10 protein-coding genes and 1 rRNA gene are annotated in these 12,028 nt (G+C 43.5%); 9 read left to right on the top strand and 2 right to left on the bottom strand.

Annotated features, from left to right (window positions below):
- Positions 1-241: 241 nt before the first annotated feature.
- Positions 242-1,738 carry a sodium/proline symporter PutP gene (putP, locus tag ACYVGZ_RS15590; RefSeq protein ID WP_460757668.1) on the top strand — a complete coding sequence of 499 codons (1,497 nt, stop codon included), beginning with the start codon at positions 242-244 and terminating at the stop codon, positions 1,736-1,738.
- A gap of 134 nt (positions 1,739-1,872) precedes the next feature.
- Here putP and edd read toward each other — a convergent pair whose 3' ends face one another.
- On the bottom strand, positions 1,873-3,687 hold the full coding sequence (gene edd, locus ACYVGZ_RS15595) for a phosphogluconate dehydratase (RefSeq protein ID WP_460757671.1): 1,815 nt from the start codon (positions 3,685-3,687) through the stop codon (positions 1,873-1,875).
- Between the two features lie 378 nt (positions 3,688-4,065).
- Here edd and gap point away from each other — a divergent pair, with 378 nt between their 5' ends.
- The 8 genes from gap to ACYVGZ_RS15635 all read left to right on the top strand — a co-directional run bounded on the left by gap (position 4,066) and on the right by ACYVGZ_RS15635 (position 10,904).
- Complete coding sequence (gene gap, locus ACYVGZ_RS15600) at positions 4,066-5,079, top strand: type I glyceraldehyde-3-phosphate dehydrogenase (RefSeq protein WP_460757673.1); 1,014 nt, start codon at positions 4,066-4,068, stop codon at positions 5,077-5,079.
- Between the two features lie 80 nt (positions 5,080-5,159).
- On the top strand, positions 5,160-6,605 hold the full coding sequence (pyk, locus tag ACYVGZ_RS15605; RefSeq protein WP_460757676.1) for a pyruvate kinase: 1,446 nt from the start codon (positions 5,160-5,162) through the stop codon (positions 6,603-6,605).
- A gap of 25 nt (positions 6,606-6,630) precedes the next feature.
- Positions 6,631-7,086 carry a methylglyoxal synthase gene (locus ACYVGZ_RS15610; protein WP_460757678.1) on the top strand — a complete coding sequence of 152 codons (456 nt, stop codon included), beginning with the start codon at positions 6,631-6,633 and terminating at the stop codon, positions 7,084-7,086.
- Positions 7,087-7,290: 204 nt separating this feature from the next.
- A complete protein-coding gene (gene purE / locus ACYVGZ_RS15615) occupies positions 7,291-7,782 on the top strand; it encodes a 5-(carboxyamino)imidazole ribonucleotide mutase (RefSeq protein ID WP_460757680.1) in 492 nt (163 codons plus the stop codon).
- Between the two features lies 1 nt (position 7,783).
- Positions 7,784-8,848 (top strand): 5-(carboxyamino)imidazole ribonucleotide synthase, encoded by a 1,065-nt coding sequence (purK, locus tag ACYVGZ_RS15620; RefSeq protein ID WP_460757683.1) that lies wholly within the window; start codon positions 7,784-7,786, stop codon positions 8,846-8,848.
- 199 nt (positions 8,849-9,047) lie between these two features.
- Entirely contained in the window at positions 9,048-9,527 is a 480-nt protein-coding gene (locus tag ACYVGZ_RS15625) for an Lrp/AsnC family transcriptional regulator (protein WP_460757686.1), read from the top strand.
- Between the two features lie 229 nt (positions 9,528-9,756).
- Positions 9,757-10,326, top strand: coding sequence for a cytochrome b (locus ACYVGZ_RS15630; protein ID WP_460757689.1), 570 nt, complete (start codon positions 9,757-9,759; stop codon positions 10,324-10,326).
- Positions 10,323-10,904, top strand: coding sequence for a YceI family protein (locus ACYVGZ_RS15635; protein ID WP_460757690.1), 582 nt, complete (start codon positions 10,323-10,325; stop codon positions 10,902-10,904). Before ACYVGZ_RS15630 ends, ACYVGZ_RS15635 begins: the two co-directional genes overlap by 4 nt.
- Positions 10,905-11,950: 1,046 nt before the next feature.
- Here ACYVGZ_RS15635 and rrf read toward each other — a convergent pair.
- Positions 11,951-12,028, bottom strand: a 5S ribosomal RNA gene (gene rrf / locus ACYVGZ_RS15640); the annotation flags it as partial.

The following is a 12,028-nucleotide window of genomic DNA, read 5'->3' on the forward strand; positions in this document are numbered from 1 at the left end:
AAGCCCAGCAGACAAAACGGACTTTTTTGCAAGTTTTCGATAGTTTCTTGAAAGATTATCTACCTCACGATACCTAGAATCTTCCGCTAGCCTTAAATTGCATTAAAAATGTTCAATTTTTGTCAACATACTGAATAGCGTGGGCACAACTCATGTAATGTTCAGACCAATAACTCATATAAGAAAAGAGCAACTCAAACAGACATAGATGTTTCTTTAAGTTGCTTTGGAGACAATAAGAATGATAGAAAGTAGCTTTGCAATTAGCCTCACCTTCTTAGCATACCTCGTTGTTATGCTAGGCATTGGGCTTTACGCTTACAAACAAACATCCAACTCAGAAGATTACTTCCTAGGCGGTCGCTCCTTAGGCCCTTGGCCAACCGCTTTATCGGCTGGCGCATCTGACATGAGTGGCTGGCTGCTACTTGGCTTGCCTGGTTACGCATTTGCATCAGGCTTAGAGTCTGTTTGGTTAGCAGGCGGCTTATTAGTAGGAACGTGGCTAAACTGGTTAATTTGTGCAAAACGCCTACGTACATACAGCATTCAAGCAGATAACTCTTTAACACTGCCGGCATTTTTATCTAGCCGCTTCAAAGATAACACTAAAGCTATCCAAATTATCTCAGCGATATTTATTCTGCTATTTTTCCTTTTCTATACCAGCTCAGGTTTAGTGGCAGGCGGCAAGCTGTTTGAAACCGTATTTGGTCTAGACTACACCTACGCAGTGATCATAGGTACAGTATGTGTCGTGTCATACACATTATTTGGTGGTTTCTTAGCCGTTGCTTGGACAGACCTTATTCAAGGCCTAATGATGTCCGCGGCACTGATTATCGTACCATTAATTGCTATGGACGGTGGTTTCTCTCAGCTATCTGAAACCATTACCATTAAAAACCCTGAGCTACTAACCCTTTGGAATGACGTAAAAGGCGAGCCACTAAGTGCCATTGCTATTCTTTCCCTTGTTGCATGGGGTCTGGGGTACTTCGGTCAGCCACACATTCTAGCGCGTTTTAAAGCTTCACGTTCCAACAAAGACATTGCAACAGCACGCCGTATTGCAGTGACTTGGACTTTCTTATCAATGGCCGGCGCACTGTTAATTGGCTTTGTGGGCATTGTTTATGTAGACAGTAACCTAGCGGGCAACTTAAACGATGGCGAAAAAATCTTCATGGTTCTGGTTAACGCTGTGTTCCACCCTGTTATTGCCGGTATTTTGCTTGCCGCTATCTTAGCAGCGATTATGAGTACGGCAGACTCTCAGTTACTTGTTTCTTCTTCTGCCTTGGCTGAAGACTTCTACAAGCAACTGTTCAACCGTAATGCCTCGCAAAAACAAATTGTCAATATTGGTCGTTTTGCTGTTATCGGTATCTCTATCCTAGCTCTAATACTTGCCTTGAATCCAAATAGCTCTGTACTTGGTCTAGTGTCTTATGCATGGGCTGGCTTCGGTGCAGCATTTGGCCCGGCCATTATCCTGAGCTTATTCTGGCGCAACATGAACCGCAATGGCGCTTTAGCGGGTATTATTGTAGGTGGCGTAACTATTGTAATTTGGAAGCAGCTATCTGGTGGTTGGTTTGATTTATATGAAATCGTTCCTGGTTTCATTCTATCAACGATCGCAATTGTAGTCGTGAGCTTAGTTAGCGGTGAGCCTGACGAAGAAGTAAAACAATCCTTCGATGACTACGAGCAATCTCTCAAGACCTTAGATTAAATTCATCGAACCTAAAAAACCGAGCCATACGTCGCTCGGTTTTTTTGTGCCTTATTTACAGCAAAAAAAAGGGCTTACATGAGTAAGCCCTGAAACACCGTCGTTAGTATAAATACTAACAATCAGAGGAACCGTTAGTCATTAAAGAGGCTACATGCTCCTTGTTCTGCACCACTTACAAACATACGTTGTGCACTGAACAATTCTCTTCCCATCCCTTGATGAGAGTTAGTTAAGTTTTGGCTTGCTGCTTCACGACCTTCAAGCTCTTGCTCAGATAACAAGAGTGATAGCGTGCCTTCATTTGCATCTAAACGAAGTAAATCACCATCTTGAATCTTGGCAATCAGACCACCGTCTAAGGCTTCAGGTGTCAAATGTATCGCGGCTGGAACCTTACCAGAAGCACCAGACATACGCCCATCTGTTACAAGGGCAACCTTATAACCTTGGTCTTGCAAATTACCTAAAAATGGCGTCAGTTTATGTAGCTCAGGCATCCCGAGCGCCTTCGGGCCTTGAAAACGCACTACCGCAATACAGTCTCGCTTTAATTTACCACTAGAGATCGCATCAGCTAAAGCATTCTGATCATGAAAAACAGCGGCAGGAGCTTCAATTACACGGTTCTCTTCTTTTACAGCAGATACTTTAATCACCGAACGGCCCAGATTACCTTTCAATAGGGCTAGTCCACCTTCTTTACTAAATGGATTTTCAATTGGACGTACAACATCCTCGTCTAGGCTGCTTTCTGATCCGTCTCGCCAGACTACTTGCTCACCTTCCAAGAAAGGTTCTTTAGCGTAATTAGACAAACCTCGGCCAACAATGGTATTAACATCTTCATGTAGCAAACCACCCTTGAGCAATTGCTTCACAAGGTAAGCCATACCACCTGCCGCATGGAAGTGGTTAATATCGGCTTGGCCATTAGGGTAAATTCGAGTTAATAACGGCACGACTTTTGAAAGCTCTGCAAAGTCATCCCAAGTAACAATGATGCCAGCAGCACGAGCATAGGCAACAATGTGCATCGTGTGGTTAGTTGACCCTCCTGTTGCTAACAAGCCAACGATCGAGTTTACAATACTGCGCTCATCTACAATGTCATACATCGGACGATAATCACGACCAAGAGCGGTAATTTTAGTCGCCAATTGAGCGGCATGTTTTGTCAGAGCCTCACGCAGAGGATCGTTCGGATTCACAAAGGAAGAGCCAGGTAACTGTAAACCCATCATCTCAACAAGTAGCTGGTTTGAGTTTGCTGTACCATAAAAAGTACATGTACCTGCACTGTGATAAGAAGCTGATTCGGCAGCAAGCAATTCATCGCGGCTTGCCTGCCCTTTTGCAAAACGCTGACGTACTGCAGCTTTTTCTGCATTTGAGATACCAGAATGCATTGGCCCTGCAGGAATAAACAAACTTGGCAGGTGCCCGAAGCGTAATGCGGCAATCAAAAGCCCAGGGACAATTTTGTCACATATCCCTAAGAAAACTGCAGAGTCAAACATGTTATGAGATAAAGCAATTGCAGCACCCTGAGCAATGTTGTCACGACTGAACAAGCTAAGCTCCATTCCGTCTTGACCTTGAGTTACACCATCACACATTGCTGGTACACCGCCCGCAAACTGAGCAATTGACCCCATTTCCTTAACTGCTGCACGAATTTTATCAGGATAGTTTTCGTATGGCTGATGAGCAGACAACATATCATTGTAAGAAGATACAATACCCACGTTTGCTTGCTCCATTAACGTAAGTGTTTGCTTCTCTTGTGGTTGGCAAGCGGCAAAGCCATGAGCAAGGTTACCGCACGACAAGGCACCACGGTGAGGTCCCTGTTGCTCAGCTTGTTTCATATCTTTTAAGTATTGCTGACGAAGCGTTTTACTGCGTTCAATAATAGTATTCGTTACATTTAGTACGGTTTGATTCATGACTGACTCCAGTTCATTACCTTTCAGCTTCCACCACTGAATCGGAATAAATTTTATGTAATATTACTACAAAAAACGCACTAATAAAGCTCTTTTGTTAAATTCACCCCATCTAATCACCATAAAACTGTAATTTAATTTCACAAAAGCAATTTCATGTACTTTTTTATTCTTAGTTAACATTATTTTGTAACAAAAATAAGATATACATGAGAACAAGCTTCAAAATAGTTTAAAAAACACTCAAAACAAAGGAAAACACACACTAATCCTTGCTTAAAAAACGTGTTTTGTAGTATTTTTACTTACAAGAAATTTTCATTTTCGAACTTGTTTGAAAAATAACAGGCATTAAAAATTAGTTACTCAGAGGTGAACATGACAATTAAGGTAGCAATTAATGGATATGGACGTATTGGTCGTAACACTCTACGAGCGCTTTACGAATCAGGTAAAAGAGACCAAATCCAAGTGGTTGCCATAAACGACCTAGGTGATTCTAAGACAAACGCTCACCTGACTAAATACGACACTGTTCACGGTCGTTTTAATGAAGACGTTACTTTTGACGATGAAGCGCTATACATAAACCAAGATAAAATCCGTACCTTTTCTGAGCGCAATCCAGCAGACCTTCCTTGGGCAGAGTTGGGTGTAGATGTAGTTTATGAGTGTACTGGTTTCTTCACCACTAAAGAAAAAGCCAGCGCTCATATTTCAGCTGGTGCTAAGAAAGTTATCATTTCTGCACCAGGTAAAGAAGTTGATGCAACAGTTGTTTACGGTGTGAACCAAGACGTTCTAACCTCTGACATGACCGTTATCTCTAACGCATCTTGTACTACTAACTGCCTAGCGCCAATTGCGAAACCACTAAGCGACAAGCTTGGTATTGAAAGCGGTTTAATGACGACTATTCATGCTTACACTAACGACCAACGTTTATCAGATGTGTACCATGACGACCTATACCGCGCACGTGCAGCGGCAATGAACATGATCCCAAGTAAAACAGGTGCGGCAGCTGCCGTTGGCCTAGTTGTTCCAGAATTAGTGGGTAAGTTCGATGGTATGGCGGTTCGCGTTCCAACAATCAATGTTTCTCTTGTTGACCTTACTTTCTCTGCACCACGTGAAACAACTGTAGAAGAAGTAAACAGCATTATTGAAAACGCAATTAAAGAAGACGCTACACTTGCTCAAGTTCTACAAGTTAATCACGAGCCACTTGTTTCTTCTGACTTCAACCACAACACCTTCACTTCTAACTTTGATGCGACTCAAACTCGCGTACAAGGTAAGCTTGTTAAAGTAATGGCTTGGTATGATAACGAGTGGGGCTTCTCTAACCGCATGTTAGATAACACCATCGCTCTAATGAATGCAAAATAAGCATTTTAACAAAGGCTGCTGACGCAGCCTTTGTCTTTTCATATACTTGTTTCAAGCCCCTAAAAACTTTGGTATTTATAATGACTCGCAGAACAAAAATTGTTGCTACTCTTGGCCCAGCTTCCAGCTCTCCAGAAATGATTGAAAAATTAATTTTAGCTGGCGCAAATGTATTTCGTCTTAATTTTTCTCATGGCCAACCGGAAGACCACATTAACCGTGCCGAAGTCGTTCGTGCAATGGCAAAGAAAAACAACCGCCATGTCGCTATTTTAGGAGACCTTCAAGGACCAAAAATTCGCATCGCTCGTTTCAAGGACACCAAAGTTGAATTAGAAGAAGGCGCAACATTTATTCTTGATGTTGGTTTTGACAAAAACAACGGTGACGCAACTCGAGTTGGTATTGACTACCCTCAACTTGCAGAAGATTCTGAACCGGGTAACGTTCTGCTGCTTGACGATGGTCGAGTTGTTCTAGAAGTACTTGAAGTTAAAGGTCTTGAAGTTATCACTAAAGTTATTGTTGGCGGCGCGCTATCTAACAACAAAGGTATTAACCGCCAAGGTGGTGGTCTATCCGCTGCTGCTCTAACTGAGAAAGACAAAGCAGATATCATCACAGCCGCAGCTCTAAAAGCTGATTACTTAGCTGTCTCTTTCCCTCGCAGTGCCGCTGACTTAGAAGAAGCTCGCGGACTTGCTGAAGCAGCAGGCTTAAAAGCCGGAATCGTTTCTAAAGTAGAACGTGCTGAAGCCGTAGCTGATAACAAGACTCTAGATGACATCATTCTTGCTTCTGATGCCGTTATGGTTGCCCGTGGCGACCTAGGGGTTGAGATTGGTGATGCTGAGCTAATCGGTGTACAAAAACACATGATCAAACGTTGTCGCCAATTGAACCGCCCTGTGATCACGGCAACCCAAATGATGGAAACCATGATCACCAGCGCTATGCCAACACGTGCCGAAGTATTCGACGTTGCCAACGCTGTTCTAGATGGTACAGATGCTGTGATGCTATCTGCTGAAACGGCTGCAGGCGACTACCCTGAAGAAGTAATCAATACGATGAACCGCGTTTGTTTAGGCGCTGAGAAACAGCCTGCTATCAAACGCTCTAAGCACCGTGTAGATGTGAAATTCACTAATGTAGATGAAGCCATTGCCATGTCAGCAATGTATGCAGCAAACCATCTTGAAGGTGTTAAAGCGATCATCAGCTTAACAGAGTCAGGCACAACCCCTCTTCTAATGTCTCGCATTAGTTCAGGTCTACCTATCTATGCTCTCTCACCAAACCAAGCAACACTGAATAAAGCAGCACTTTATCGTGGTGTTACGCCAGTTTCTTTCTCATCTCAAGAATACAATGTAGATAACATTATCTCTGGCCTGGTGGATCAAGTTAAAAACCTAGGTTATGTTCAAGATGGCGATCTAGTCATTGTGACAAAAGGTGATCACCTTGTGAGCTATGGTACAACTAATGCTATGAAAGTAGTAAAAGTTGGTGATATAGCTTAATTTAGCGTATCTCGAGGACGTAACGGTGCAGAAGAAAACAGTCACAACTCGCGCTATTAAGAAGGTTGCTTTAGTTGCCCACGATAATATGAAACCCGAGCTCATAAAATGGGCTCGGGCCCATAAATCTAAGCTCGTAAAGCATTCGTTAATGGCCACAGGAACAACAGGTAATTTACTGCAAAAAGAACTTGGTGTTCCAGTCAATGCGCTCATCAGCGGCCCACTCGGTGGGGATCAACAGCTTGGTGGTATGATTGCTGAAGGTGAAATTGACGTGTTGATTTTTTTCTGGGACCCGTTTGAGCCAATGCCCCACGATCCAGATATAAAAGCACTGTTACGTGTGGCCGCGGTGTGGAACATTCCCATTGCTTGTAGCGTATCTTCTGCAAACTTCTTAGTCTCTTCACCTTTTTTTGAAAGTGAATTTGAAAAAGAAATTCCTGATTACGAACAGTATTTAAAAGAGCGACTCTAAGTCGCTCTTTTTTTGACTACTAGGTCAAAACACTCTCACCCTACAAGCCCTCTGAACACTCGCTGTTTTAGCGAAAATCGGCTATATTAGCGCCCTTATGAAAAGATCTAAATTTGATCAATAAAGCCATTCATTGATCTATTTTAGTGGAATCGACCTACTCTAGAACAACCACCTAAATCCGACGCAATGGGAGAATGTATTTTGCAAGCTAAAGTCGCCTTAATTATGGGTTCAAAAAGTGATTGGAGCACAATGGAAGCTGCTGCAGAGATCATGGACACACTGGGAGTAAGTTACCATGTGGAAGTGGTATCCGCTCACCGCACTCCAGTAAAGCTTGCAGAGTTCGCCGAAAGCGCAGTTAGCAATGGTTTTGAAGTTATTATCGGTGGTGCTGGCGGTGCCGCTCATTTACCAGGCATGGTTGCAGCTCATACAAGACTTCCTGTTCTAGGTGTTCCAGTGCAAAGCAAAGCCCTTAACGGAATGGACAGCTTATTATCTATCGCTCAAATGCCTAAAGGCGTAGCGGTAGGTACGTTAGCCATAGGTACAGCAGGTGCTTTTAATGCAGGCTTGTTAGCTTGCCAAATTCTTGCTAACACAGACAGCGAGCTTGCTAAACGTATTGAAGCTTTCAGAACTCAGCAAACTGAAACCGTGCTTTCTAATCCAGATCCTAGGGAGGCATAAAATGTCTACATTATGGGTATTAGGTGCAGGCCAACTTGGCGCCATGCTTAAGCAAGCTGGTAACCCACTTGGGTTAGACATTCGTCCTGTGGATATCGAAGCAGACTCTGAGCTTGATCTAAAAGAGCAAGATATTGTTACCGCTGAGCGTGAGGAGTGGCCCCAAACGGCGGCCACTCAACAGTTAGCGACCCACAGTAACTTTGTTAATCTTGCGACTTTTCCGCAGCTTGCTGACCGCCTTACTCAAAAACAGTGGTTAGATCGTCTCGAACTCGCAACAGCACCTTGGTTTCCTGTTGAATCAGACTCTACTGCTGCAAAAGCCTATGACACGCTTGGTGACCGAGTTTTAATGAAGCGTCGTCGCGGTGGCTACGATGGTAAAGGCCAATATTGGCTTAAAGCCAATGAAGGCGCAGAAATACCTGAAGACTGGAAAGGCTATGCTATCGCCGAGCAAGCAATAAACTTTGACGAAGAGGTTTCTCTTGTTGGCGTGCGAGGTAAAGATGGCACTAAGCACTTCTACCCTCTTACTCTGAACCTTCATATCAACGGCATTTTATATGCTTCTATTTCGCCACTTGAGCGCCTTAATCAATATCAAGCAAAAGCGGAGCAAATGCTAGGTAAGTTAATGGACGCCTTAGACTATGTAGGCGTTATGGCAATGGAATGTTTCCGAGTAGGCGATCAGCTACTCATTAATGAACTGGCTCCACGAGTTCATAACAGTGGCCATTGGACCCAAGCTGGAGCGAGCACCTGCCAATTCGAAAACCATGTTCGTGCTGTGTCAGGCTTACCCTTATCCCCTATTCAGGTTAAAAATCAAAGCATGATGGTTAACCTAATTGGTGTTGAGCTTGACTATCAGTGGCTGAATATAAAAGGGCTAGAGCTTTACTGGTATAAAAAAGAAGTTAGACCAGGCCGTAAAGTCGGACACTTGAATTTCTGCTCTGCCTCTATTGGCGACTTACAACAAGCATTATCTGATCTAGATATGCCAGCCCCTTACCCACAAGCAATCAATTGGTTATCAGACAACCTTCCTAAGTAGCCAAAACTGAAACAGCGCAATGTTTCTTGCGCTGTTTCAAACAACCTTCATAACCAGCAAAAATTGTGTAAAAAAAACGCATAAAATTATGTGTTTTGCTTGTTTATCTCTTGTTTCATTCCTAAAACTCATTATTCTTGTTGTATAGGCCCCAATTATAAAAAAATATTATATCTACTAGAGGGTAAAGGAATCTTGAATGAACAATGTCGAACTCGATAGCTACGACTGGCGTCTGCTTAAAGCCTTACAACAAAACGCTCGTCTTTCAAACGTTGCCTTATCTGAGCAAGTCAACCTATCACCATCCCAGTGTTCAAGACGACTACATCGTCTAGAACAAAACAGCCTAGTTGAGGCCTATGTAACCCAACTCGATGCAAAGCAACTTGGCTTCAGCGTTACCGCTTTTGTGAATGTCGTACTCAATAAAAGCACTCCTAATGCATGTCATACCTTTCGCAATGCAGTAGAAGAAATGCCAACCATACTCGAATGCTATTCAGTGACAGGAGAGTATGACTTTTGGCTCAGAGTAATCAGTGAAGACCTTAATTCTCTTTCAAGTTTTCTGACCGAATCACTATCAAGCTTACCCAGCGTTAGAGACCTAACCTCAACAGTTGTACTAAACCGTGTGAAGAGCTCCTCTGGCATTCCATTACCTGACAAAGCATAATTAGCTAGCTTAACTTCAAATACTCAACAAGCCGACAAACCTAGTTAGTCCTTGTACAGCCTGCCTTTTCATTACTTTGCTTGAAAAGCTTTCCTGCATCTACCGATCACATCTTTAATTTCAAAAAAGAAATTATTATGAATAAACACTTTTTTTAGAACTATCTGCTTAGAATTAAGTCTAAACATGTATTAGAGTGTATACATTCTTAATTGAATGGACAGAATTCATGCAGTTTATTAAACACTTCAAAAACACTGAAAAGCAATGGGGTTGGCTAACGATTACTTTGCACTGGCTACTCGCCATAGTAGTTATTGGCTTATTTGCTTTAGGCTGGTATATGGTCGATTTAAGTTACTACGATCCTATGTACACACTGGCACCACAAATTCACGAAGCCATAGGCCTTCTAGTATTAATATTAATGACCATTCGAATAGTTTGGCGCATTCTTAGCAAAACCCCAAAACCTCCCCCAAGCAATAGCCACTTTATTAACAAGGCAAGTAGCTTCGCCCACAAAACTTTATATATCTTGAGCTTTGCTATTTTACTTTCCGGCCTTCTGATTAGCTTTGCTGGTGGGCAAGGCATCGACATTTTTGACTGGTTTAATTTACCAGGACCTAAAGATTTTATTGAAAACCAAGCAACTTATGCTGGCGATATACACTACTATGCTGCTTATGCGCTAATGGGATTAGTCATCCTTCACACTTTGGCAGCACTAAAGCACCATTTCATTGATAAAGACACCACCCTGAAAAACATGTTAGGACTTAAGGAGAAACCATGAAAAATATCTTAAAGAGCAGCCTACTCGGCTTGTGCGTTATTTCAGCTAGCGCAGTCAATGCAGCAACTTATGTTATTGATGACGCTACTGCAGGTGCCCATTCGCAAATAGATGTTAAAGTAAAACACATCGGCATTAGCTGGGTAAAAGGACGCTTTAACGACTTCTCAGGTAGCTTTGAATACGATAAAGATAACATTAACGATTCAAGCGTCATGGTCACTATTCAAACCCAGAGTTTTGATTCTAACCATGCTCAGCGCGATAAGCACATCACAGGATCAGACTTTTTGGATGCCTCTAAATACCCTACAGCAACATTCAAAAGTACCAGCATCAGCGACCTAGGTGATGGCATGGTTAAGGTAAATGGTGACTTAAACCTACACGGAGTTACCAAAGCCATTTCTTTTGATGCCAATTTAATTGGTGAAGGCGATTCTCCATGGGGAGATTACCGCGCGGGCTTCGAAGGCTCTGTTGACCTAAAGTTCGCAGACTTTAATATCGATGGAGGTCGCATCGGTACAGAAGACTTCACTGTTAACATGTTCTTCGAAGGCAAAGCCAAGAAATAACAGGGCGATTGGCGTATTACGATTTGCGGTGCTGATCACCATGGATTTTGTGTAATTTGTGTCACGGTTCGCGAAGCGAATCTGACGCCGAGGGCGCAGCCCTCGTATTACACCAACACAATTTGGTTCAATCATGGGTGCTTCGCACTCACGGCGCATTACGGCCTTCGGCCTAACGGCGCCCTACAGCCGTGGGCGTAGTCCTCATGTTACACCACGCAATTTGGTTCAATCATGGGTGCTTCGCACTCACGGCGCATTACGGCCTTCGGCCTAACGGCGCCCTACAGCCGAGGGCGTAGCCCTCATGTTACACCAACGCAATTTGGTTCAATCATGGGTGTGGCGCATTACGATTGGTGATGTGAAAAAATATAATAGGTTGCGGTTATTCACATTTACGCAGACGCGTCGAGGTACGAGACAGGCGCAAGTAAATGGATAACCACAACCGATACGCCCAATGTAAATTATACGGGTGCTTCGCACTCACGGCGCATTACGGCCTTCGGCCTAACAGCGCCCTACGATTGGGGATGCAATAAAATTTAATAGGTTGCGGTTATTCATTTACGCTGACGCGTCGAGGTACGAGACAGGCGCAAGTAAATGGATAACCACAACCGATATGTTCAATATCGGTTATATGGGCGCTTCGCACCCACGGCGCATTACGGCCTTCGGCCTAACGGCGCCCTACGATTGGGGATGTGAAAAAATATAATAGGTTGCGGTTATGCATTTACGCAGACGCGTCGAGGTACGAGACAGGCGCAAGTAAATGGATAACCACAATCGATATGTTCAATATCGGTTATATGGGCGCTTTGCACCCAGCGGCGCATTACGGCCTGCGGCCTAACGGCGCCCTACGAGTCGGAGCTTGGGATTGACGTTTTGGCGCTGTAAACGAAAAAACCCCACACGACGTTTGTCGTATGGGGTTTCTCTTATATTAAAGCTTGACGACGACCTACTCTCACATGCGTGTCTGCAATAAAAAACCCCACACGACATTTGTCGTATGGGGTTTCTCTTGTATTAAAGCTTGACGACGACCTACTCTCACATGGGATCTCCCACACTACCATCGGCGATGGCGCTTTTCACTTCTGAGTTCGGGA

Source organism: Marinomonas epiphytica (assembly GCF_054780655.1).

Coding starts and splice junctions, on each gene's coding strand:
- ACYVGZ_RS15625 (WP_460757686.1), top strand. CDS start 9,048: ATGAACAATGTCGAACTCGATAGCTACGACTGGCGTCTGCTTAAAGCC.
- gap (WP_460757673.1), top strand. CDS start 4,066: ATGACAATTAAGGTAGCAATTAATGGATATGGACGTATTGGTCGTAAC.
- ACYVGZ_RS15635 (WP_460757690.1), top strand. CDS start 10,323: ATGAAAAATATCTTAAAGAGCAGCCTACTCGGCTTGTGCGTTATTTCA.
- putP (WP_460757668.1), top strand. CDS start 242: ATGATAGAAAGTAGCTTTGCAATTAGCCTCACCTTCTTAGCATACCTC.
- pyk (WP_460757676.1), top strand. CDS start 5,160: ATGACTCGCAGAACAAAAATTGTTGCTACTCTTGGCCCAGCTTCCAGC.
- edd (WP_460757671.1), bottom strand. CDS start 3,687: ATGAATCAAACCGTACTAAATGTAACGAATACTATTATTGAACGCAGT.
- ACYVGZ_RS15630 (WP_460757689.1), top strand. CDS start 9,757: ATGCAGTTTATTAAACACTTCAAAAACACTGAAAAGCAATGGGGTTGG.
- purK (WP_460757683.1), top strand. CDS start 7,784: ATGTCTACATTATGGGTATTAGGTGCAGGCCAACTTGGCGCCATGCTT.